The organism is Acidimicrobiia bacterium, from assembly GCA_035471805.1.
Taxonomy (GTDB): domain Bacteria; phylum Actinomycetota; class Acidimicrobiia; order Spongiisociales; family JAHEDJ01; genus JAHEDJ01.
Genome location: DATIPS010000054.1, coordinates 59392 through 81370, shown reverse-complemented (window position 1 = coordinate 81370; position 21979 = coordinate 59392). Strand labels below are relative to the sequence as shown.

The 21979-nt window shown below is 63.6% G+C and carries 22 protein-coding genes; 6 read left to right on the top strand and 16 right to left on the bottom strand.

Features of this window, described 5'->3' with window-relative positions; genetic code table 11:
* Window positions 1–21: 21 nt before the first annotated feature.
* Together VLT15_10740 and VLT15_10735 are read right to left on the bottom strand one after the other, a co-directional pair.
* Window positions 22–1638, bottom strand: coding sequence for an alpha-amylase family glycosyl hydrolase (locus VLT15_10740; protein HSR45685.1), 1617 nt, complete (start codon window positions 1636–1638; stop codon window positions 22–24).
* 140 nt (window positions 1639–1778) lie between these two features.
* Window positions 1779–3620, bottom strand: coding sequence for a long-chain fatty acid--CoA ligase (locus VLT15_10735; GenBank protein HSR45684.1), 1842 nt, complete (start codon window positions 3618–3620; stop codon window positions 1779–1781).
* Between the two features lie 157 nt (window positions 3621–3777).
* Between VLT15_10735 and VLT15_10730 the strand changes: the two genes are divergently transcribed.
* Complete coding sequence (locus VLT15_10730; GenBank protein ID HSR45683.1) at window positions 3778–4965, top strand: hypothetical protein; 1188 nt, start codon at window positions 3778–3780, stop codon at window positions 4963–4965.
* Here VLT15_10730 and arfB read toward each other — a convergent pair.
* Together arfB and VLT15_10720 are read right to left on the bottom strand one after the other, a co-directional pair.
* Window positions 4962–5390, bottom strand: a complete 429-nt coding sequence (gene arfB, locus VLT15_10725) for an alternative ribosome rescue aminoacyl-tRNA hydrolase ArfB (protein HSR45682.1) — start codon at window positions 5388–5390, stop codon at window positions 4962–4964. The two genes, VLT15_10730 and arfB, sit on opposite strands and share 4 nt — an antisense overlap.
* A complete protein-coding gene (locus VLT15_10720) occupies window positions 5387–6817 on the bottom strand; it encodes an AMP-binding protein (GenBank protein ID HSR45681.1) in 1431 nt (476 codons plus the stop codon). The genes arfB and VLT15_10720 overlap by 4 nt, the downstream gene beginning before the upstream one ends.
* A gap of 42 nt (window positions 6818–6859) precedes the next feature.
* On the opposite strand from VLT15_10720, the gene VLT15_10715 reads away from it, so the two are divergent.
* The gene (locus VLT15_10715) at window positions 6860–7738 is read left to right on the top strand and encodes a 1,4-dihydroxy-2-naphthoyl-CoA synthase (GenBank protein ID HSR45680.1); all 879 of its coding nucleotides are present in this window, start codon (window positions 6860–6862) and stop codon (window positions 7736–7738) included.
* Window positions 7738–8625, top strand: coding sequence for a 1,4-dihydroxy-2-naphthoate polyprenyltransferase (locus tag VLT15_10710; GenBank protein ID HSR45679.1), 888 nt, complete (start codon window positions 7738–7740; stop codon window positions 8623–8625). The genes VLT15_10715 and VLT15_10710 overlap by 1 nt, the downstream gene beginning before the upstream one ends.
* Here VLT15_10710 and VLT15_10705 read toward each other — a convergent pair.
* On the bottom strand, window positions 8622–9407 hold the full coding sequence (locus VLT15_10705; protein ID HSR45678.1) for an alpha/beta fold hydrolase: 786 nt from the start codon (window positions 9405–9407) through the stop codon (window positions 8622–8624). The two genes, VLT15_10710 and VLT15_10705, sit on opposite strands and share 4 nt — an antisense overlap.
* A 52-nt stretch (window positions 9408–9459) precedes the next feature.
* Here VLT15_10705 and menD point away from each other — a divergent pair, with 52 nt between their 5' ends.
* Complete coding sequence (gene menD / locus VLT15_10700) at window positions 9460–11166, top strand: 2-succinyl-5-enolpyruvyl-6-hydroxy-3-cyclohexene-1-carboxylic-acid synthase (protein ID HSR45677.1); 1707 nt, start codon at window positions 9460–9462, stop codon at window positions 11164–11166.
* A gap of 59 nt (window positions 11167–11225) precedes the next feature.
* On the opposite strand, the gene VLT15_10695 is transcribed toward menD, so the two are convergent.
* The 5 genes from VLT15_10695 to VLT15_10675 all read right to left on the bottom strand — a co-directional run bounded on the left by VLT15_10695 (window position 11226) and on the right by VLT15_10675 (window position 15517).
* Window positions 11226–12533, bottom strand: a complete 1308-nt coding sequence (locus VLT15_10695) for an isochorismate synthase (GenBank protein ID HSR45676.1) — start codon at window positions 12531–12533, stop codon at window positions 11226–11228.
* A 38-nt stretch (window positions 12534–12571) separates the two neighbouring features.
* The gene (locus tag VLT15_10690; protein HSR45675.1) at window positions 12572–13417 is read right to left on the bottom strand and encodes an alpha/beta hydrolase; all 846 of its coding nucleotides are present in this window, start codon (window positions 13415–13417) and stop codon (window positions 12572–12574) included.
* Window positions 13410–14021 (bottom strand): DUF3105 domain-containing protein, encoded by a 612-nt coding sequence (locus VLT15_10685; GenBank protein ID HSR45674.1) that lies wholly within the window; start codon window positions 14019–14021, stop codon window positions 13410–13412. The genes VLT15_10690 and VLT15_10685 overlap by 8 nt, the downstream gene beginning before the upstream one ends.
* A 60-nt stretch (window positions 14022–14081) precedes the next feature.
* Window positions 14082–14735, bottom strand: a complete 654-nt coding sequence (locus tag VLT15_10680) for a CBS domain-containing protein (protein HSR45673.1) — start codon at window positions 14733–14735, stop codon at window positions 14082–14084.
* Window positions 14736–14848: 113 nt separating this feature from the next.
* Complete coding sequence (locus VLT15_10675) at window positions 14849–15517, bottom strand: response regulator transcription factor (GenBank protein ID HSR45672.1); 669 nt, start codon at window positions 15515–15517, stop codon at window positions 14849–14851.
* 125 nt (window positions 15518–15642) lie between these two features.
* On the opposite strand from VLT15_10675, the gene VLT15_10670 reads away from it, so the two are divergent.
* Window positions 15643–16758: a GAF domain-containing sensor histidine kinase gene (locus VLT15_10670; GenBank protein ID HSR45671.1), complete on the top strand. Its 1116-nt coding sequence runs from the start codon at window positions 15643–15645 to the stop codon at window positions 16756–16758.
* Window positions 16759–16822: 64 nt separating this feature from the next.
* On the opposite strand, the gene VLT15_10665 is transcribed toward VLT15_10670, so the two are convergent.
* Window positions 16823–17311, bottom strand: a complete 489-nt coding sequence (locus tag VLT15_10665) for a hypothetical protein (protein HSR45670.1) — start codon at window positions 17309–17311, stop codon at window positions 16823–16825.
* A gap of 161 nt (window positions 17312–17472) precedes the next feature.
* On the opposite strand from VLT15_10665, the gene VLT15_10660 reads away from it, so the two are divergent.
* Entirely contained in the window at window positions 17473–17871 is a 399-nt protein-coding gene (locus VLT15_10660) for a DUF302 domain-containing protein (protein ID HSR45669.1), read from the top strand.
* 401 nt (window positions 17872–18272) lie between these two features.
* Here the strand turns inward: VLT15_10660 and VLT15_10655 are convergent, their stop codons facing one another.
* The 5 genes from VLT15_10655 to VLT15_10635 are packed head-to-tail and all read right to left on the bottom strand — an operon-like array spanning window position 18273 to window position 21865.
* Window positions 18273–18776, bottom strand: coding sequence for a DsrE/DsrF/DrsH-like family protein (locus VLT15_10655; protein HSR45668.1), 504 nt, complete (start codon window positions 18774–18776; stop codon window positions 18273–18275).
* Window positions 18777–18800: 24 nt separating this feature from the next.
* Entirely contained in the window at window positions 18801–19118 is a 318-nt protein-coding gene (locus tag VLT15_10650; GenBank protein ID HSR45667.1) for a TusE/DsrC/DsvC family sulfur relay protein, read from the bottom strand.
* A 5-nt stretch (window positions 19119–19123) separates the two neighbouring features.
* Entirely contained in the window at window positions 19124–19834 is a 711-nt protein-coding gene (locus VLT15_10645; protein ID HSR45666.1) for a DUF1641 domain-containing protein, read from the bottom strand.
* Window positions 19835–19838: 4 nt separating this feature from the next.
* On the bottom strand, window positions 19839–21077 hold the full coding sequence (locus VLT15_10640; protein ID HSR45665.1) for an FAD/NAD(P)-binding oxidoreductase: 1239 nt from the start codon (window positions 21075–21077) through the stop codon (window positions 19839–19841).
* Window positions 21074–21865: a PocR ligand-binding domain-containing protein gene (locus tag VLT15_10635; protein ID HSR45664.1), complete on the bottom strand. Its 792-nt coding sequence runs from the start codon at window positions 21863–21865 to the stop codon at window positions 21074–21076. Before VLT15_10635 ends, VLT15_10640 begins: the two co-directional genes overlap by 4 nt.
* Between the last annotated feature and the right edge of the window lie 114 nt (window positions 21866–21979).

Here is a 21979-nt window from a genome sequence, read left to right as displayed (position 1 = left end):
ACTGTTGATCTCCACGCGCCACTACATTGCCGAGAAACTCTCCAACCTGATGACGACCCCTTCATTCGGCCTGAGAATCAACCGCCGACGAATCGATCCGTCACGATCGAGACCGGTCGACAAGAGGACCTCCCCACGGCCCGTACTCACCACCCTTTCCTCGTCGGTGAAGTTCAAAGCGACCAGAAGCTGATCGGCGCCGAGAGTCCGCGAATAGGCGAAAACCCCTTCCGCGGTGGTCGCGGACTGGTAGTCGCCGACCCGGAGCGACTCGTGGTCCCGCCGGAGCCGAAGAAGCTGCCTGTACAGCTCCAGGATCGAACGGGGGTCTTCGAGCTGGGCGGCCACGCTTGCAGCCCGGTGCTCCTCCGGGATCGGCAGCCACGGATCGGCTGAGTCCGGCGGCGAGAACCCGGCCGTCGGAGAACCATCCCACGGCATAGGGGTCCGGCAGCCGTCCCGGGACTCCACGGCGGGCTCCTGCAGAGCCCACGGATCCTGCTGGAGGTCTCTGGGAATGTCGACGTTCGTGAGCCCGAGCTCATCGCCGTAGTACAAGGTAGGCGTACCTCTCAGCGTCAGCAGGAGCATTGCCGCGACCCGGGCCTGCCGCCTTCCGTATCTCCCGACCAGCCGCCGCTCGTCGTGATTACCGAGGACGTAGTTCGGCCAGCCGGCGTCCGGTACGGCTGCCTCAACGGCGCCCACCAGCTCGCGAAACCGCCCGGCGTCCCACGGTGCCCAGACCAGCGAAAAGTTGAAGGGCATGTGCAGCTCGTCGAGGTTCTTCCCGTAGTACTCAGCCCATTCGTCCAGATCGAATACATGGATCTCACCGACCGAGAATCGATCGCCTTCGTAGCCGTCCAGGAGAGCCCGAAAATCCCTGAAGACCCGATGTGCGTCCGCATGGCCTTTGTCGTGCAAGTGCAGCTGCGAGTCGTACTCGCCCATCGACTTGAACGAGTCATCCGCAGTGACGGAAGGAGGGTTGTCGCGCCACTCGGGATCTTTCATGATGAAGTGGGCTACGTCGAGACGGAACCCGTCCACTCCCCGATCGAGCCAGAACCGCACGACATCGAACATCGCCTCCTGAACCTCGGGATTGCGCCAATTGAGATCCGGCTGTGATGTGAGGAATGAGTGAAGGTAGTACTGCCCGGTCTCTCCATCGAGTTCCCACGCCTCACCGCCGAAAGCGGAGAGCCAGTTGTTGGGCGGTGATCCGTCGGGCTTGGGATCCCGCCAGCAATACCAGTCGCGTTTGGGATTCGCGGGCGAGGACCGCGACTCCACGAACCACGGATGTTGATCGGAGGTGTGGTTGGGAACCAGGTCGATGATCATCCGCATACCGCGCTCGTGGACCGCGGCGAGCAGATGGTCGAAGTCGTCGAGCGACCCGAAGACGGGGTCGACGTCGCAGTAGTCGGAGACGTCGTAACCGAAATCCTTCATCGGCGACGGGTAGAACGGAGACAGCCAGATAGCGTCTACGCCGAGCGTGTCGGATAGGTAGTCGATCCGTCCGGCAATGCCACGCAAGTCGCCGACTCCATCACCGTTGGAGTCGGCGAAGCTCCGCGGGTAGATCTGATAGATGACGGCGGTTTGCCACCACGGCAGATTGCTCATCGAACGAGGCTTCCTGATGGTTTCTCAGCAATGTAGTTGCGCGTGGAGAGCAACAGTATTGCCGAGAAATCCTTCGTCAGTTTCTTAGCAATGCTGTTGCGCGTGGGGGACAACAGCATTGCTGAGAAAACCCTCGAGGCTCAGGTGTAGAGCGACTCGATCTCTGCCTCGTACCTCTCGTGAATCACCCGCCGCTTGATCTTCAGCGTCGGCGTCAACTCGTCGGTTTCCGGGGTCCATTCATTCGGTAGAACGGTGAAGCGCTTGATCTGCTCGACCCGGGCCACATGCTCGTTGGCATCATCGACTGCCTTCTGTACTTCAGCCTGAATCTCAGGCAACTGAGAGAAGGACCCCATATCGGTGAAGGCGATCCCCTGACGCTCTGCCCAGGCCGGCGCCATGTCGCCGTCGAGCACGATCAGCGCAGCCAGGTACTTCCGTCGATCACCGATCACGCAGACCTGACCGATCAACGGGTGGTTCTTTATCAAACCTTCGAGTTTCGTCGGAGCAATGTTCTTACCGCCGGCGGTGATGATGATCTCTTTCTTGCGGTCGACGATCGACACGAATCCGTCCTCGTCGATCTCCGCGATATCTCCGGTCAAGACCCATCCATCCTGGAATGTCTCGGCCGTCTCATCCGGCATCTTGAAGTACCCGGAGGTGACGTTGCCACCGGCGAACATCAACTCGCCGTCATCGCCCAGCTTGACCTCCGAACCGGCAATCGCGCGACCGACGGTGCCGATCTTGTTGGCTCCGGGCACGTTGGTCGTTCCGGGGCCACTCAACTCACTCATACCCCATAGCTCGAACAACGGAAGCCCGATGGCCTGGAAGAACTCGAGCAACTCCGGGGCGATCGGGGCGGCGGTCGATATGGCCACCGTCACCTCACCCAGCCCCAGTCCGTCGAGGATCTTGGACAACACGATCTTCTCGAGCACCTTGTTCTGCAAACCGATCAGGAAGGGAATCGGCTTGCCCTGCTGCCGCAGCCGCACGACCTCCTGGCCGTTCTTGATTGCGGCCATGGCCAGGGTGCGCTTCAGCCCCTCTTGCGCCTCCAGTCGGGCCATCAGCCCGGCCTGAAAACGCTCGTAGACACGTGGGGCAGCCACGAAGGCACTCGGCTTGGCCTCCTGCACGTACTCGAGGACCTGGGTCATGTCGGGGCAGTACCAGACCTCTCCCACATACCACATGCCCAGGTAGTGGCTCGCCACCCGCTCTGCGATGTGAGCGAGCGGGAGAAACGACACGAGCCGGGGATGTCGCGGGATGGAAAGCGTCCGCTCCATCGATTCGACCGTCCACAACACGTTGTAGTGAGTTATCACCACGCCCTTGGGTGTGCCGGTCGTCCCTGACGTGTAGATGAGGGTGGCGATGTCGCCCGGGGTCAACTCAGAGCTGCGCGCATCCACAACATCCGGATCCGCGGCCAGCCGCGCCTTGCCACGGGCGACCAGGTCATCCCAGGACAGGACCCAGTCGGTCGTGGCGTAGTCCTCGGCGCCCTCCATCAGGACAACGTATTCGAGGTTGGGCAGCTGCGGTTTTGCCTCTTCCCACCGCTTCATGAACTCGACGTTCTCGAGGATCGCCACCCGCGCCTCGCAGTGGCCCCCGATGTAGGCAACCTGCGGGGTGGCAAGCGTCGAATAGAGCGTCACCGGAGTGGCGGCGGCGTGCATGGCTCCCAGGTCGGCGATCAGGTGCTCCGGCCGGTTGGCGGCCATCAGGGCCACGAAATCCCCCCGGCCCACTCCCAGATCGATCAGACCGGCGGATACTTCGACCACCTGCGCCCGGTACTGCGACCAGGTGAGCTCTTTCCACTCGTCGCCCGAACGCCAGTGGACGGCCGGGACCGACGGATGCTCGCGCGCGTTTCTGGCGAACACGTCGACGACTGTACGCCCTTCAACCGCGGCGTCGATATCGGCTCTCTCTTTGGCAGCACTGCCGGCCATGATCTTCCTCCTGAGGCGGGCGCCTTCGGCGACGGCCCACTATGTCGCGACCCTAATTGCCCGGATCGAGTAACCGACACGATACCGGAGGTAACCTCCGGCAAGACAACTGGACGAGCACCGGGCGTGATCCGTCATGGTGCATTCGGAGGGCATGGTGAAGACACGTGTGGTCGTCGTAGCACTGAGCCTCGTTGCAGGCGCCTGCGGATCTGCTGCCCCAACGACGTCGACGGCCGTTCCGGCGGCTCCGACGACCATGACAACCGGCTCAATCAGTACGACAACCCTCGTCGAACAGATCGAACCCGCTCCCTGGATGGGCCCGGCACTGGACCTCTCCGATGTCGAACAAGTCCTGGCCGACCAATGGAACAGCGCCGCGAATCGCCGGTGGTGCTCGGCGCTCTTTCCCGCCGACGTGGGCGCAGTCGACACCGGCGCCAGGATAAGGCCCGCCAACTTCAGCGGCGGATGGGCCGTCGCCTGGGACCGCGACGCCGGCCCGGGACGCGAGCCATCGGGCGACTACTGCTCTGACTGTGGACGGGGAGCTTTCGGCATCGCCGGCGCCGGTCTGCGGGCATCAGGCGACGAGGCGTCGATAGGTCCGGAGACTCTCGTCTGGGCGGATGGGAGCACCGGCGGGTTTGGACCCGAAGGGGGCCCGGATGCACCGAGCGGAGCCCCCATCTCGATGACACTGCTCGTCAACGGCGAGGGTTGCGTCTACAACGTTTGGTCGTTCTTGGGTGAAGAGCACCTGCTGTCGCTGACCCGGCAGCTCCGGTTTGTGGAGACCCTCCGGGGAGAACCCACCCTGTGGACCCGGGATCTGCCCGCCGTAGAGGTCGTGTCGATGGGGTCCCCGCCGTGGGATGAACCGCCGCTGCCGCGCGCGGCCCTTCCCGAAGAGGCCTACCTCGAGTGGGCGGAAGAAGCCGGTGCGCCACCGGCATGCCCCGTTCTCTACTTCGCCGACCTGGGGGCCGCTGAGGGCGCGGCAGTCAGGAGAGCGTCGAACGCAGGTGAGATGCTCGTCGCCTGGGACCTCCCGGCCGGCCCGGGTCATGAAGGATCCGGCGAACCTTGCAACGACTGCGGGCGGGGAGTGATCGGCCTGGGCACCTTCCAGGGGGATACCCGGGCCGCCGGCATTCCGGCCGTCTACGAGTGGGATGACGGCAGCTTCGCCTGGACCATTGCCGAGACCTACTCCTACGGAATCGAGGCGATGGTGAGAGTCACCGGATTCGATTGCAGCTACTGGCTCTGGTCACACCTCGGCAGGGAGCATCTGGAGTACCTGTTGGGACAGCTTCGCAGGGTCGACGGGCTTCCCTAGTCGGGCTCCGGTTTCCCGCGCAATCGTTTCGTCTCACCCCGCCGGCGCTTCGACTCGAGCCGCCGCCGCCTCGCCGCCCGTGATGGCTTGGTCGCGCGTCGTTCCGGCGCAGGAGGCCGGGCCGAATCGTCGAGCAAGTCGGCCAGGCGACGCCTGGCCAGAGCCCGGTTCCTCCACTGTGAGCGTGTGTCGTCGGCAACAACGATCAGTACACCGTGCACGAGCCGGCTCCCCAGTCGGTCCACCATGCGAGTCTTGAGGGCAGGGTCGATCGAGGCAGTGGCTTCGAGATCGAAACGCAGCTCAACCCGGGTATTGGACCGATTCGCATGCTGGCCGCCGGGTCCTCCCGACGTGCTGAAGGTCCACTGCAGCTCATCGCCCGGTACAACGATCTGCGGACTCACCACTATGTCTTCGGTCATCGCTCCGGTCCCCCGTCGGTGAACCACTCCACGACCTCGGAACGCGCCACCTTTCCAAGAGAGTTACGCGGCAACTCATCCACGAACCGCCAGCGCCGCGGCACCTTGAAGCCGGCCAGATGTAGCCGCACGTGGGCTTCGAGGTCCCTCACCTTGGGGCCTGCGGATCCCACGACCGCTCCGGCCACGATCTCCCCCCACTCCGGATCCGGCAAGCCGACCACGACGACGTCGTCCACGTCCGGATGGTCCAGCAGAATCTGCTCGACCTCGACCGGATGGATGTTCTCACCGCCGCTGATGATGATGTCGTCGGTCCTGCCGATGACGGTCAACCGGCCGTCCGCGTCGATTCGCCCGAAGTCCCCGGTGTGAAACCAGTGGGAGGGCAGATGCGCCGGTTCGCCCAAGTACCCGGCCGACACCATCGGCCCGTGAACCTCGATGGAGCCCAGCTCGTTGGCCCGCAGGCGGTTGCCTGCTCCCGAGACCACCCGCAACCGGACGTTGTCGAGAGGCGGGAGCTCCAGCGTCGGTTCCAGCCCTTCGGCGAGCGGCAGAGTGGCAACCTGTGAAGCCGTCTCGGTCATTCCGTAGGTAGGTAGAACTGGTAGCCGTGCTCGTGCGGACCGATCGAGCAGATCCTGAGTACTTGGACCTCCACCGAGCAATACGGCCCGAACACCCCAGTACGGTCCCGGCTCGATGTCGAGGATCCGCTCGAGCATCATCGTCACCAACGACACGAGAGTGACCCTTCCCTCGCGCATCAGCAGACCGGCGCGGGCGCTTTCGAAGCGAGGCTCGAGAACGACGGCGCTCCCCTCCCGGGCGGAGCGCACGATGATCGACCAGCCCCCGACATGAAACACGGGCAACACAGCCAACCAACGATCCTCACGGGTATGGCCGAGATGCCGCGCCGAAGCTGCAGCAGAAGCTTCCAGGTTCGCTCGACTCAACCTCACGCACTTCGGTTGCCCCGTCGTTCCCGAGGTGAACATCAGCATGAATCCATCATGTGGAACAACCTCACATCGCCGGTCGGCGGGGCCCCCGGCCAGCGCCTTCAAAGGCAACGTCTCCAATCCGAGCTTCGGAGCATGGGCCGAGGAGAGAACCTTCGTCACCCCGGCACGTTTGACAAGCGCCTCGACTTCTTCTTCGGCCAGGCGCGTATTCAGCGGGAGGACCAGCGCACCCGTCCGCGGGACTGCCAGCATTCCCACAACGGTATCGACATCGTTCTCACCCCAGACGGCGACGATTTCGCCCCTCTTCACGCCCAAGCGCCGCAAAGCGCCGACGGCGCGGCAGACGAGCTCCTCCACCTCGCCAAACGACCACGTTTGTGCAGGGGTTATCAGGAACGGATCGGCAGGCGCCCGTTCGGCGCTCGCCGTCAACCAATCGCCCATCTGGTTCATTAGGCCTTAGAGTATCGGCGGTTGCCGAGGAGATGACCAACCATGGTTTCAGAACTATTCGATGCTTCCGTGTGGGAACCGGTTCCGGAGTTCGACTTCTCCGATATCACCTACCACCGCGCGCGCCAGGGTGGGACCGTTCGCGTCGCCTTCGATCGGCCGGAAGTACGCAACGCCTTCCGGCCGCAGACGGTCGATGAGCTCTATCGCGCGCTCGATCACGCTCGAACGACCCCGGCGGTCGGCACCGTTCTCCTGACCGGCAACGGGCCGTCCCCGAAGGATGGCCGGTGGGCTTTCTGCTCCGGCGGCGATCAGAGGATCCGCGGGAAGGACGGCTACCGGTACGAGGACGGCACCACCAGCCCGGGTCGCTTGCACATACTCGAGGTCCAACGGCTGATCCGCTTCATGCCCAAGCCGGTCATTGCCGTGGTTCCCGGCTGGGCGGTGGGCGGCGGTCACTCACTCCACGTCGTGTGCGATCTCACCATCGCGAGCAGGGAACATGCGATCTTCAAACAGACCGACGCCGACGTGGCCAGCTTCGATGCCGGCTACGGGTCGGCGTACCTCGCCAATCAAGTAGGCCAGAAGCGCGCCAGGGAGATCTTCTTTCTCGGTCGGGATTACTCGGCGGACGAAGCGGTGGCGATGGGAGCGGCCAACGCTTCGGTGCCGCACGCCGACCTCGAGCGGACTGCCCTCGAGTGGGCCGAGGAGATCAACGCCAAGAGCCCGACCGCCATCATGATGCTCAAGTATGCGTTCAACCTCCCCGACGACGGTCTGGTAGGCCAGCAACTGTTCGCCGGTGAGGCGACGCGGTTGGCCTACGGCACCGAGGAGGGCAGGGAGGGCCGGGACGCCTTCCTGGAGAAGCGGGATCCCGACTACACGAAGTATCCCCGCCACTTCTGATGAGCAGACGTCGAGCCTGGTGGCAGGCGGCCCGACCCCACACACTCCCGGCGGCGGCAACTCCGGTGCTGGTCGGCGGTGGCCTGGCAATAGGAGACGGAGTGTTCCGCTGGGGTCCGTTCCTGGCTGCGATGATCGGAGCGCTGGCCATCCAGGTGGCGGCCAACTACACGAATGACCTGTCGGATGCCAGAAAAGGCGCCGACACCGAGCAGCGGATCGGGCCGCAGCGAATGGTGGCCAGCGGGGTCATCTCCGAACGGCAGATGGCCCTGGCAACGGTTGCCGCGTTCGCCGCGGCGTCGGTCGCCGGTGTCTATCTGATCGTCGAGGCCGGCTGGGTCATTGCCGTTGTCGGGATCACCTCGATCGCCGCAACGGTCGGATACGTCGGCGGGCCGCGCCCCTACGGTTACCGGGGCCTCGGCGAGGTTTTCGTTTTCGTCTTCTTCGGGCTCGTGGCGACGGTCGGAAGCCGCTACGTTCACGACCGGACCGCCCCGCTCGATGCCTGGCTGCTGGCCGTCCCGATCGGACTCCTCGTTACCGCCATCCTCGTTGCCAACAATGTTCGGGATATCGAGACGGACGCCTCTGCCGGTAAACGCACGCTGGCGGTGATCATCGGCAGGGAGCGGACGAGAACCCTCTTCGCGCTGCTCGTGTTCGGCTCTTTTCTCTCAACCGCATTGTTCGGAGTGGCCGGATGGACGGCGACCCCAACGATGTTCGCAATCTTCCTGATGCCGTTCGGTGCCGGGCTGGTCAGAACGGTGTACTCGAAAACGGAAGGGCCCGCCCTCATCCGGGTACTCAAGGGCACGGCCAGACTCCACCTATTGGTCGGAGTGGTGCTTGCGGCCGGAGCTGCAGTGGGGGCCGCTTAGGTCCGGGCCCGCTCGATCCCGCCGGCCCGCAGGAAGGCCCCGATCAGATCGGCCAGCACCCCGGGAGCTTCTCCGACGACGGCGTGGCCGGCACCAGGCACGACTCTCAGGACACCGTGCGGGGCCAGGCCGTGCATCTGCTCCGCGTACTCGACGTATCGCCGATCCTCACCACCGGCAATGAACAAAGCAGGGGTGGAAAGCCGGACGAGCTGCGCTCCCAGGTACGGCTGAGCTCCCTGGCCCATCCCGCGCAGAGCCCCGGCAAGGCCGGCCGCGGTGTTCTCGAGGCGCAACTCCCTGTCGTGCGCCCGCCATCCCGCCGGCCGGCGGCCGAGCCCCGCAAACATGTCCAGGGCCAGCCACTCGTCGACGAAGGCAGCCAGACCGATCTCCTCGATCCGCCCGGCCAGGGCGTCATCGGCCGCCCGACGGGCCGCACGAACTGCCGGATCCTCAATGCCCGGCGAAGTCGAAATGAGCACCAGTTTCTCGATCAAGTCGGGTCTGGCCAGAGCAACTCCCAGGGCAACCCGACCGCCCTGGGAGTATCCGACCAGACTCGCCTTCGACGGCCGGGACTCGAGAACCGCGACGACCACATCGACTGCGACGGCAAAGGTCGCCGGTTGAGCGTCCGTCGACCCGTGTCCGGGCAGGTCGGGAGCGAGAACGGAGATTCCGAGGCAGGAGGCCAGCTCTTCGAAGGCCGCACCGTGCTGGGTGAATCCGTGCAGAGCGACGAGGTTGGCCGGTTCGGTGCCGTGGAGCCTGAGGCTCACCGGGCCGTGCTCAGTTTGTGTTTGCTTCACAAGCGTTAGTGTGGCCGTGTTGATGCACACTTCCAACCGCAACTATGCAGCCACAGTGCCGTTCGTTGCCGCCCTGGCAAATCTGGGCCTCCGGCACGTCGCGATCACTCCCGGTTCTCGTAATACTCCGCTGACCTTCGCGTTCGCGGCCCACCCCGACATCGAGGACTCTTCGCACCACGATGAGAGGTCGGCAGCCTTCTTCGCCCTCGGGATGGCCAAGGCCACCCGGATACCGGTTGCGCTGGTGTGCACCTCCGGCACTGCGGCCGCTGAATACTTCCCGGCGATCGTCGAAGCCCGATTCGCCAGAGTGCCTCTGATCGTGATGACCGCCGATCGTCCGCAGGAGGCTCGCGATGTTGGCGCACCCCAGGCGATCGATCAACAAGGCATGTACGGCCGTGCAGTCAAATGGTCCTACGAGGCTCCTATTCCGGAAGCGCGGCCCGACGTCCTGGCCGCCTTCACGGCCCTTGCGGCACGCGCCTGGTCTGCAGCTCTGGAAACACCAATGGGCCCCGTCCATCTCAATCTTCCGTTCCGGGAGCCGCTGGCGCCGATCGATGTCCCCGGAGATGTCCCGGAGAACCTGCCGGCTCCCACTCTCCCATCGTTCACGGGGGCACCTCCGGTGGCTCCGGTCGCCGAACTGGTCGAACGGATCTTCACGATGGTCCAGGCCCACCCGACGATGGTGGTGGCCGGCCCGAACGATGACCCTGCCTTTCCGGAAGCGGCCGCCAATCTCGCAATCAGGGCGCGGATTCCGCTGATCGCCGACCCGCTTTCCGGCCTGCGTGCGGGGCCGCATCACCCGGCCAACGTGATCACAACCGGCGACTGGCTGGCGCGACGCGGCGACCTCGACGACGAACTGCGTCCTGAGTTCATCATCCGGTTCGGAGCGCCGCCGACGTCCAAGGGAATCAACCGCTGGCTGTCGGAGAACTCGCACATCAGCCAGGTGCTATTCGATGAGTCTGGGTGGCGGGACCCCGGCGCCTCTGCGACTCATCTCATCAGGAGCGATACTGCTTCTGCGGCGGCGGTCCTTGCCGCCCGCATGAACGAACCCGGCTCCGAAGCGTGGGTGGAGCGCTGGCGGCGGGCGGATGCTGCGATCATGCCGTTGCTCGAGATCCCCTTCCCGTCGGAGCCGGCCGTGGCCCTGGCGCTGCGAGACAACCTGCCGGCCGGTGCCGGGCTGTATGTGGGATCGTCGATGCCGATCAGGATCATCGATGCCTTCTTCACGACCGTCGACCGCCGGATCTCCTTCTTCGGCAACCGTGGAGCCAACGGCATAGACGGACTGATCTCCTCCGCCCTCGGAGCGGCAGTCGGGTCCGGGGCACCGATGTACGCCTACCTGGGTGATCTGTCGTTGCTCCACGATCTCACCGCACTGACAACCGCACGGCGACTCGGTGTGCCGCTGACGATCGTTCTCGCGAACAACGACGGCGGAGGCATCTTCAGCCTTCTCCCTCAGGCGGACTTCCCTGGATATTTCGAACGCCATCTGGGAACTCCGCACGGGCTCGATTTCGCAGGAATCGTCCGTGCCTTCGGTGTCGAGCACCATCTGCCGGCAACAGTCGAGGAACTGGGCGGGCTGATAGCCGCCCCGACCGACGGTCCGCGCGTCATCGAGGTGCGCACCAATCGATCGGAAAGCGCCGCGCTTCTGCGCTCGATGTGGGAGCGTGTGGCGGCCGGCCGCTAGACATCACGAGCCGGCGACGACAGGGGCTCGGGCGCCGAACGCCCCCCGGGTTCGGACTCTCACGCCTCGGTCAGCAGGGAAAGCATCGGGCCGAACTTGAGTCGCGTTTCCTCCAGCTCGGATTGAGCATCGGATCCGGCAACTATCCCTGCTCCGGCGAAGAGCCGTGCGGTGGATCCCCTCAGCAAGGCGCATCTCAACGCGACGGCCACATCACCATCGCCATCGGGTCCGATCCAGCCGATTCCACCTGAATACCAGCCCCGATCCATCATCTCGAGTTTGGCGATCGCGGCGAGAGCCTCATCGGCCGGCGATCCTCCGATGGCGGGTGTTGGGTGCAGTGCTTCGACAACATCGAGTATGCCGATACCGGCATGTAGCACTCCCCGGATTCGCGTCGAGAGGTGCTGAATGTTGGTCATGCGGCGCAGCATCGGCGTCGATGGGATCTCCAGGTGATCCGTGAGATCGTCGAGCCGCCTCACGATGTCGTCGATGACGATGCGGTGCTCATGCCGATTCTTGGAACTGGCCATCAGCTGCTCACCCAGTGTTCGATCGTCGTCTTCGCCCTCGCCGCGAGCCGTGGTTCCCGCCAACGGTTCGGAGAAGACGCCCGTTCCTCGCACGGAAGCCAGCAACTCGGGTGACGCACCTACGAATGAACCCGACCCGGTCTCCCATGCATAGGTGAAGCATCCCGGGTATCCGGACCGCAGTCGGACGGCCAGGTCGAAAGGGTCGGTTGCCACGTCGGAGGAGACGACAACCGACCGGGCAAGCACGACTTTCTCGAGAGGCCCGCGTCCGATGGCGGCAACGGCCTCTTCGACCGAATCCATCCACTCGCCCGGGGCGGGCACCGACTCGATCGACCGGACGGCGGCATGGCGCCGCCGCCGCAGTCCGGCAGGCCGGAGAGATCGCAGCAGGGGAACTACCCCGGAGGCAGGATCGCCGTCGACCGCCACGACCAGTTTCGTTGAGCCTCCCTCGCGCACCACGGCTGCGCTGGGGAGAACCAGCCTGACGGGTCCGTAGTCCGCCCATTCCGCCCCGGTTGGACCGTCGGCCTCGAACGAGTACCCGAGCAGGAACCGGGCGCCGGGCAGGTCTGGAACCTGTGCGGCAAGCCGGCGCAGACGACCATCACCCGAAGCCACAGCGGCTTCCCAGACCGACCCGATGGCGCCGATCTCGAATCCGCCGGGCCGGCCGAAGAACACCGACGACGAGGCAGAGTCGTGTGCAGCGCGGACGAACTCGAGCGGATCGACATCTACGCCGACCGACGCGAGACGCAAGCCCGCGGTGCCCGCGAGCCCCTTTTCCAATTCGTCGAGAACATGGTCGGGAAACAGCACGAATCGTTGATTCTACGGCCGTCCGGGCGAGGGCACCGTCACGTGAGCCGGGAAGTGAAGTCGAGGATCAACTCGGCGACCGTTGCCGGCTTCTCCATCGGAAGGAAGTGTCCGGCGTCCGGCACGATGACCGCCGAACCGGAGACGAGTTGGGACAACAGAATCTCGACGAGGTCCTCGTCGTGAGTCGTCGAGTGTTCTCCCGCCAGCAGGAGAACGGGTATCCCGATTTCTCCGAGGCGATCGAATGCTCCGTGGGCAGAGCCTCCCCTGTACACCTCGGCCTCATGGTGCGGGCTGCAGGAAAGAAGCCAGGCATCGTCGACGACCCTGAGGCCACCCCGGATGTAGGCCTCCATTGCTCTGGAATCCCATGCAGAAAACGCAGCCTTGCCGGCGAAGTTTGAATGTGCTTCCTCCGGGGAGGCAAAGAACGAACGCCGCTTGCGCGCGACCTCCGCCATCATGTTGTCGAACCGCCCGAACGGCGGGGGAAACACGATCGGCTCGATCAGAACCAGACCGTCGAATGTACCCGGTCGCAGGATTTCGGCCATCGCCAGCGCCGCACCGCCCATCGAGTGTCCGACTCCGACGCGGATTCCGAGGTCGATCGAGTCGACTACCTCGAGAGCGTCCCGCCCGAAATCCCACCAGTCGAAGGGAGGGGTGCCCGCCGACGAAGCCCCGTGAGCGCGACCGTCCCACGCCACGATCGACCCCGCGATGTAAGGACGAAGGTGGGCAACGACCGGCTCCCACACCTCCTTGCAAAACCCAGTCGCATGGGCGAGGAAGAGACCGGTCGCCCCGTCGCCCGGCCACGTGATCGTCGCGAGATCTCCTACTCCGCCGGGCAGCGAGACGGATGCGGCGTCAGGCACCGACGTGGTTGTTGATTCCCTCGAAGCTGTCGATGAATGCTCGGAGGTCTTTCTCGGTTTCGGGGTCGGAGAAGTCGTCGAAGTAGAAGACACGTCCCCACGCTACCGCGGCGCCGGTGCGTGCAACACCGTCGGGGTCGACGACGTCGTCGTAGGGGAACATGAGGACGCTGTCGTTCTGGTAATCGGCCAGCACAGATCGAAGAGTGCCGACAACACCGTCGCATCCCTCCGGGCAGTTGTACGTGAGTGCCACCCCACCGTCCTCCAGGTTATGCACAAAGGCTTCCGGCGGGATCTGTTCGGAATGCTCCTCCCATCCGACGAGACCCCCTATGTGAGGGCCGGACGAAGGAGGAGAGCTGTTGTAGGCGACGTGAGGGTCGCCGATGGCTTCGATGTGATCGTTTCCGACGCTGTCGAAAGCGATCCAGGGGGGTCCCGGAGCGAGGAAGATCCAGCCGACTCCCAGAGCCAGCGTGGCGACGGCGGCGGCGGCGATCACCAGCATGCGCCGGCGTTCGGCGGAACGTTTGCGTTCCTGCTGCTCGGCTTCTTTTCGCTGGCGCTCCTGAATGAGACGTTTTCCACGCGCCTGTGCCATGAGGTCCCCTCGTCTTCGATCGGTGTGAAAGCGTACCCGATCCTGGTGGTTGTGTGCCGGCTAATCGACCGGCCGCTGGTCGTCGACCTCATAGGCGACATCGCTCTTGAGCCGCACTACCCCGTCGAGCCGCCTGGTGAGCTCCTCCAGGAGACGGGCATCGCTCTTGGTCGGCACCGATCCAGACAACGTGACGACCCCATCGACCACGGACACGTTCACCGCCACCTCCTCGAGGAAGAGTATCCGGCGAATCACGTCCTCACGGATTTCATCCTCGATGACGTCGTCGGGGCGAGTGAATGCGGCGACGACGTCGGCACGGCTTATGACGCCGCGCAGGTTGCCGTCCGCGTCGACAACGGGCAAACGCTTCACGCCGTGATTCACCATCACACGGGCCGCTTCGGTCAGGCTTGCCTCCGGGTAAATGACGACCGGATCGTGTGTCATGACCTGTTCGACTGTCTCCGCCTCAGCCACCTGCGGCGCGCTGAATAAAGCGTCCAGAAGTCTTCTCTGGCGTGGCTCGACACGGCCGGCTTCGCGAGCAAGGAAGTCTGCTTCGGTGATGATGCCGACGAGTCGTTCGTTCTCGTCGAGCACGGGGATTCCACTCACGCCGATATCGGTCATCAGGCGCGCCGCTTCTTTGAGGCTCACATCGGGAGTAACCGTTGCTACCTCGGTTGTCATGAGGTCGAGAACCCGCATGTCATGCTCCCTTCAGCGCCGGGAAGAAGCGTTCGAGAGTCGCCTCCGCGAACGGCATCCGACCCGACAAAGCCGGATCCTACATCAGCGTAATCGCCGGAACCGACGGGCACTCACTTGCCCGCCCAGACCTCCGGCGGGTAATCCTGATCGCGACGCGCCGAGAGTCGAGCCGCGTAGGCGGCAGCCTCGCTTCGCCGGCTCATCTCCAACTTGGCAAGCAGGTTCGACACGTAGTTCTTCACCGTCTTCTCGGCGAGGAACATCTCCTCAGAAATCTCGCGGTTGGTCAGACCTTCGGCGATGTGGTCCAGGATCTTGCGCTCCTGGGGAGTGAGACGAGCCAGCAACGGATCATCAGGCTCGTCACCGCGCAGCTTCCGGAACAGGCGATCCGTCATCTCGCCGTCGAGTAGAGACTCTCCGGCGGCCACTCGGCGCAGGTTGTTGACGAGATCGTGCGAGTCGATTCGTTTGAGAACGTAGCCGGAGGCGCCGGCGACGATCGCCGACATCAAAGCCTCCTCGTCTGCGTAGGAGGTCAGCATGAGTACCTTGACGCTCGGCCAGCGAGACCTGATCTCACGACAAGCCTCAACGCCCGAACCGTCCGGCAGCCGGACGTCCATGACGACCACATCCGGAGATTCGTAGCCCACCCTTCGAACGGCTTCGGCGACCGAACCGGCCTCACCGACAACACTGAAATCCTCCTCGGCTTCGAGCAGGGCTTTCAGACCTTGGCGAACGATCTCATGATCATCCACAACCACGATTCGCATAAATGGCTTCTCCCAGACCTCAGAGTAACCGGAATGTGACTTTCGCCTCTGGACCTTCCGCCCCGAAGAACACCGACGAAGGTCCCGAGTTCGGCAGTATCGAAATTCTCGGATATCCTTTCGCCATGGTCGACGCAAAGCTCCCGGCGAGCAGACTCGCCCAAATGGTCGAAGGCGCAGCCGCGGTCGCAGGGCAGACCGACCTGACGGCCGTCCTCTGGACCACCGTCGAGACGGCAATGGACCTCACCGGGGCCAAATACGGCGCCCTCGGCGTCATCGGCGAGCACAGCACCCTCATCCAGTTCCTTCATGTGGGAATCGACCCCGACCTCGCCGCCAAGATGGGCGATCCACCGCGCGGCCGCGGAGTTCTGGGCACGATTACGCGCGTGGCGACCACGATGCGCCTCGACCGCCTCTCCGATCATCCGGATTACATTGGTTTTCCAGATCACCACCCACCCATGGAGTCGTTTCTCGGAGTTCCGATCAGGATCGGCGACGCGGTCTTCGGCAACCTCTACCTGACGGAGAAGAAGAGCGGATTCACAATCGACGATGAGGCTCTCGTGGAGGCGCTGGCAGTCATAGCGGGCTCGGCGATTTCGACGGCGCGGCTGCAGCGAAGGCTTCGCCGGGTTGCGGTGGTCGAAGACCGGGAGCGCATCGCCAGAGATCTGCACGATGCGATCATCCAGGATCTCTTCGCGGTTGGTTTGTCTCTGCAAGCGCTCGGTCACAACATCAAGGACGAGGCCGTTCACTCCGGACTGGACGAGGCGGTCGGCCGGCTCGATGAGTCGATCGCGGCACTTCGACGCTACATATTCGACCTGCGCCCGCCCGTATGGACCCGTCGCAATCTGCGCCTCGAGCTCGCCGACCTGGTCGGCCAGCTGGCCGGACCGTACGGAGCCGATGTCGATGTTCATGTCAGCAAGGAGGCAGCCGAGCTACCCGGAACGGCGGTCGACGACGCCCTGCAGATGATCCGCGAGGCGCTCAGTAATGCCCTGCGCCATTCCGGAGCGACGAAGATCTCCGTGACGATCGAAGAGGGTGCCGACTGTGTCCTGATCTCGGTCACCGATGACGGCGACGGATTCGATCCCTCCACCGTTTCCAAGGGTATGGGACTCGATAATCTCCGATCGCGGGCCGACAAAGCCCGGGGTTCCACGACGATCAACACATCACCCGGCCAGGGTACGACCGTCCTGATAAGCCTGCCGCTCTAGGCCCTGCCGGGCCGGTTGGGCACTTCGCACGCGGTTTTCCGCGCCGGCCGAGCGCCGACTGCGATCAGCTGCCGACTATCTCCCTCTCGGAGTTCGCCGGACCATCGGCATCACTCAGCGCAGACGCGATTCGATCCATGAAAGCCTTGACACTGGCCTCGGCGACGCGATGCAGCAAAGCCCGATCGAGAACTTCACCGACGGGTCCGAGTGGTGGGTCGTAGGAACCCCTGAAGGTCAGCTGAGCCCTCGATGAGCCGAGCGGGGCGACAATGAGGTCGGCCAGCATCCTCGGGAACAGGCCCGGTGAACCGGTGGCGTCCCACATCAACGGCAGGGTGGTGTGGGCATGCGCTCGAATGGGCTCACCAACGTGGAGCGAGACCTCCTTCGCCAGCAAAGGCGACTTGCCGACGGCCATTCTCGCCCGGATATTCTCCCCATCCCGGTAGGCCTCCGAAGCCCACACGTCCAACTCCTCGAATCGATCGAGAAGTTCTCGCTCGACCTTCCGGAACGGTCGGTCGACGTAGACGAAGTAATAGACAAACAACCTGCTCTACGCCTCTCACCTAGTGTGGAAACCATCCCACGCCGCGGAGAAAACGACTAGGGGCCAACGTCCCCGACTGACCGCCGAACCGCACGCCTGGGCGGCGGCAACCGAGATATACTCCGGGGGGTATCAATGGCCCATCGGGGGAAAGAGGAGCAATGGAGCAAAGGCCCTATGGACTGAGAGTGATTCTCGAAGTCGGAGTAGAGGAAGCAGAGACCCGGACGCGCGCCGCCCTGGCGGTGGAGGGATTCGGGGTCCTGACCGAGATCGACGTGCAGGCAACGCTCAAAGAGAAGATAGGCGTCGATCGGCCCGCCTATAAGATTCTGGGCGCCTGCAACCCGGTTCTGGCCAATCGAGCCCTGGGCGCTGAAGAGGAAATCGGCCTGCTGCTCCCCTGCAATGTCGTCGTGTACGAGAGCGAATCGGGCACGATCGTGGAAGCGCTGGACCCCGGAATCATGAACTCGGTCACCGACGCGCCCGAGATGGAGATCATTGCCGCGGAGGCTCGCGAGAAGCTGGCAAGAGCGATGGAGATGCTGGAAGCGTGAGTAGCGGGCGGTAGGCGGTAGGCAGTAGGAGCAGGCAATTGGCAATTGGCCCCGCCAGACCTGGGGGATTCGCGTTTCTCCCCCCGCCACCGGCGGGGGGAGTGCCCGAGTCTTCGAGGGCGAGGGGGGCTGTCTTGCGCCTGCCCCCACCGCTCCCAGTCCTTCGGACCCGCAACCACCTCCCCCATCAGGCGCCCGGAGAGGAAAGCAAACCTGTTTCTCCCCCCGCCGCCGGCGGGGGGAGTGCCCGAGTCTTCGAGGGCGAGGGGGGCTGTCTTGCGCTTGCCCCCTCTCCCTTCGAAGACTCAGGGATCTCCCCCGCTCGTGCGGGGGAGAAAACGCGATTGGGCCGCCCTCGTGGGCGGCCCAAGTCGTTGCCAGTCGTACGAGGTACGTTTTCCTCAGATGAAAATGATCTGTGCGCCTTCGGAGAGCTCCATGAAGTCGGTAGCCGAAATCACATCTTCGACCCCATCCCAGAGATCCTCCCGAGTCAGCTTAAGCATGTCGTAGGTCAACCGACACGCCCAGAAATGGGCGCCGGAGTCGTGGACCATCTGCATGAACTCGCGATGCGGGGGCACATCGAGAGCCTTCATCTCCTTGGCCATCATGTTCGATGCAAATGCCGTCATGCCCGGCAGGCCGGCCAGCATGTTGGCCATCCCGATATCGGTGCCCGGGATCTTCATCGATGGGTTGGCCACCGGGGAGATCTTGAGCTTGTCCATACGGCGATCGACGATGGCGTCCAGGCCCCAGAAGGTGAAGAACACGTGCAGTTCGATGCCCTCACCGATCGCGGCGTTGCCGAGAACCATGGCGGCCGTCGACCATTCCATGGTCCCCTTGCTCACGATGATGCAGAGTTTCCGATCGCCGCCGTCGTCGTCAAATTTCGGCACTAGTTGTGCTCCTTCCCTCTTCCACTACACGCAGCCGGTCGGCTTCTGCAACCCGGCGACATACGACATCTTCTTGGCGGGCTTCTTCGGGAAGAGCTTGTAGAGATCCTTTGTCGGAACGCCGGCCATCGTCGAAACACGCCGCAGCGTGGCCGTCTCGCCCTGAGCTTCGAAATCGGAACGCAGGAAGCGAATTACCTTCCAGTGCTCGTCGGTCAGCTCATCGATACCGATCTCCTTGCCGAGCGCAGGAGCGAGTTCCTCACTCCACTGACTCGGATCAGTCATGAAGCCTTCGTCGTCGACTTCGAGTTCGATGCCACCGATCAGTTCGGTTGCCATGGTTTCTACCTTTCTGAGCCTTGTTGCCCTTGTTGTTCTGAGAAATCGCCCGAAACGGACCGCAGCGCGCTGAGCGCCCTGGACAGCCCTCGCTTCACTGCCGGGTCGCGCATCTGCTTGATGAGGGCGAACAGTGAAACGTCTTCGGGTACCGGTTGCTCCCGGACGGTCGTCGCCGTGTTGCGAAGCATGGTCATCACTTCGGGCTGGGTCATTTCCCGCACCGCCTGAAGAATCAGGACCACGTTATCGCCGAGTGCATTGACGTCCTCCGTCGTAAACGACGTGACTACGTTGTCGATGACACCGAGCGACCCTTTCGCGAAGGCGAAGTAGCCCCGTTGCTCCAGGCCGTTGAGAACCTCCATCAGCTTGTAGACGGCGTCGCCGGTGAGCGGCGAAAGAGTGCCGATCAGGTCGGATGCGCTCTCCAGTTGCTCGAGCAAAGCCTCCAGAGTGCCTGCGTTGCGCATCAAACGCTTGAGCAGATGGGCGATCTGCTCGAGCGACACATCGTGCTCGACCTCGGCCAGTTCCCGCGCGGCATACGAGTACATCTCACCCAACAGCGGAGTGACGTCTGCTTTCAACTCGTCCCACTCCTGCCGCCGTCTCCGTGCCTCGATCGCCTCATCGGCAAGAAACTCGACCTGCGCGGTGAGCCGGTCGATCTTGTCGTTCAACTCGGCGATGGTGATGTCGGTCGCGGTGGTCATGTGCTCAGCTCCACTTGCCGGCCATCGACATGAGCGCCGGGACGGGCATCTCCTTGCCTTTGAGCAGGATGTTCCAGTAGATCCAGCGGAACATCATCTTGCCCCAGTGGTTCATCTCGGATTCCTGCAGGAGCGAGAAGGGCCCGACTCCCGGAAGCGGGTACTTGCCCGGCAGCGGCTCTGTTTCGTAGTTGAAGTCGATCAAGAGGCCCTTGCCGTGGCCGCTCTCGATGAAGCAGTTGGCATGACCGTCGAACTCCTCCACCATCTCGAGTCCGTCTATGTAGCGCAGGAAGTTCTCGGTCCAGATGTCGACGGCGAAGTGGGCAACCGATCCTGCCTTTGAGGTCGGGATGTTCGAGGCGTCACCGAGCGCAAAGATGTTGTCGTAGTGAGTCGAGAGGAAATTGCCCTTGTCGACCGGCACGTGGTTGAGTTCGTCGCCCAGACCCGACCTGCCGACGAAGTCGGCGCCCATGTTGACGGGAACCGTGACCAACAGGTCGTATTCGACCTCCTCCTCGTCGAAGGCCACGAGCTTGTTGTTCTCAGCGTCCACGCGCTCCACCATGAAGTCCGCTACGAGGGACACCTTGCGTTCGTCGAGCATCCCGCCCAGAGCTCTCGATGCAACCGGTTTGGTGAAAGCCCCGGGCAGCGGGGTCACATACTCGATTTCCACCCGGTCGCGCATGCCCTGTTCTGAGAACCACCAGTCGGCCAGAAACGTGAACTCGAGCGGGGCGACGGGGCACTTGAAGGGCATCTCCATGATGTTCATCACCATCTTGCCGCCCTCCCAGCTGCGCAGGTACTTCTGCAGACGGCAGGCACCCTCGAGGGTGTAGAACGTGTGAACGTTGTCAGGCATGGTCCCGTCTTCGTTTTGAAGTCCGGGAGTCTCTTCGAGACGCGGGTGCGTCCCGGTGGCGATTACCAGGTAGTCGTAGTCGAGCCAGCGGTCGCCTTCTACGATCTTGACGCGGTTGTTCTCGGGTTCGACGATCTCGATCGCCGAGGTGATCATCTTGACGCCGGCGGGCATGAAGTCCCGCTTGGCCTTGATCACATCATTTCGTCCGTAGATCCCAAACGGGATGAACAAGAAACCCGGCTGGTAGTAGTGGGTCTCGTCTTGATCGACGATCGTTATGTCCCACTCCTCGCCGTCGAGGTGGTGGCTCAGCTTGTTGACGACCATGGTGCCGGCCGTGCCGGCACCGAGGACGAGCAGCTTTCTCATTGATTCTCCTTGGTTGTTGCATCCGCCCCAACCAGGGTCGCGATCGCGTCCAGTTTGGCGAGGTGGTTTGTTCTTTCAGTCGCGAGATGAGACAGCATCTGCGCTATACGGGGCAGGTAATCCAACACGCGGTCGAGGTCGGATTCGTCGAGTCGGTAGACCTCATTCACGCGGTCTTCCACCACACCGTGGGGCACGCCGAAGGCATCCGCGATACGAGCCAGTTCACCCGGCGCCGGCGGCCACGGGTCGGGAGCTACTCCGCCGACCATCACCATCCCCTTCAGCTCCGAACCGACCCGCACAAAGCTTCGAGCGCAGAGGAGTCCCATGTGGCTGGCCATGAAGCGAGGCCGAAGATCGGCCTCGTCGGCCAGGCGTTTCCAGCTGACCACACACCCTGCAACGGCTTCATCGGTCTCGTTGATTGCCTCAAAGAGACCGCACGGATTGGCTGCCTCGGAGATAGGTTGTCCGTCCATGTCGGTCACCACGACCATGACACCGAGCAGCTGGCCCAGTAGCTCGGTCATGTCCTCGACGTATTCTCTCGGAAGAAGGCTGATGAGGGCCCCGTTGCCGCCCGGCGGAGGGACGTTGACGGCGGAGACCCTCGATGAGATCCCGCTCGAGGTACCGAGCCAAGCATCGACCTGGGCGGACGGGAAACGCCACTGTCTGCCGACCTTGATTGCCGGAAGACGGCCGGACTCGGCCATCCGGTAGATCGTGGATCGATCGACCTGGAGGACTTCCTGCAGTTCCTTGGCGGTGAGAAGTGAGGTCACCGTCGGTCCGATCGAGTGGGGTGGGCGGTGTTCTGCATACCATTCACAATACGCCGCGCAGAGTTTGTGAAGCAGGGCACAAGGTCCCATTCCGGAGACCGTACTTCCCGACTA

Excerpts from the sequence above, each read along its gene's own strand:
- VLT15_10715 (HSR45680.1), top strand. The coding sequence starts at position 6,860 with ATGGTTTCAGAACTATTCGATGCTTCCGTGTGGGAACCGGTTCCGGAG.
- VLT15_10740 (HSR45685.1), bottom strand. The coding sequence starts at position 1,638 with ATGAGCAATCTGCCGTGGTGGCAAACCGCCGTCATCTATCAGATCTAC.
- VLT15_10660 (HSR45669.1), top strand. The coding sequence starts at position 17,473 with ATGGAGCAAAGGCCCTATGGACTGAGAGTGATTCTCGAAGTCGGAGTA.
- VLT15_10670 (HSR45671.1), top strand. The coding sequence starts at position 15,643 with ATGGTCGACGCAAAGCTCCCGGCGAGCAGACTCGCCCAAATGGTCGAA.
- VLT15_10710 (HSR45679.1), top strand. The coding sequence starts at position 7,738 with ATGAGCAGACGTCGAGCCTGGTGGCAGGCGGCCCGACCCCACACACTC.
- VLT15_10720 (HSR45681.1), bottom strand. The coding sequence starts at position 6,817 with ATGAACCAGATGGGCGATTGGTTGACGGCGAGCGCCGAACGGGCGCCT.
- VLT15_10685 (HSR45674.1), bottom strand. The coding sequence starts at position 14,021 with ATGGCACAGGCGCGTGGAAAACGTCTCATTCAGGAGCGCCAGCGAAAA.
- menD (HSR45677.1), top strand. The coding sequence starts at position 9,460 with ATGCACACTTCCAACCGCAACTATGCAGCCACAGTGCCGTTCGTTGCC.
- VLT15_10645 (HSR45666.1), bottom strand. The coding sequence starts at position 19,834 with ATGACCACCGCGACCGACATCACCATCGCCGAGTTGAACGACAAGATC.
- VLT15_10680 (HSR45673.1), bottom strand. The coding sequence starts at position 14,735 with ATGCGGGTTCTCGACCTCATGACAACCGAGGTAGCAACGGTTACTCCC.
- VLT15_10735 (HSR45684.1), bottom strand. The coding sequence starts at position 3,620 with ATGGCCGGCAGTGCTGCCAAAGAGAGAGCCGATATCGACGCCGCGGTT.
- arfB (HSR45682.1), bottom strand. The coding sequence starts at position 5,390 with ATGACCGAAGACATAGTGGTGAGTCCGCAGATCGTTGTACCGGGCGAT.
- VLT15_10675 (HSR45672.1), bottom strand. The coding sequence starts at position 15,517 with ATGCGAATCGTGGTTGTGGATGATCATGAGATCGTTCGCCAAGGTCTG.
- VLT15_10640 (HSR45665.1), bottom strand. The coding sequence starts at position 21,077 with ATGAGAAAGCTGCTCGTCCTCGGTGCCGGCACGGCCGGCACCATGGTC.
- VLT15_10650 (HSR45667.1), bottom strand. The coding sequence starts at position 19,118 with ATGGCAACCGAACTGATCGGTGGCATCGAACTCGAAGTCGACGACGAA.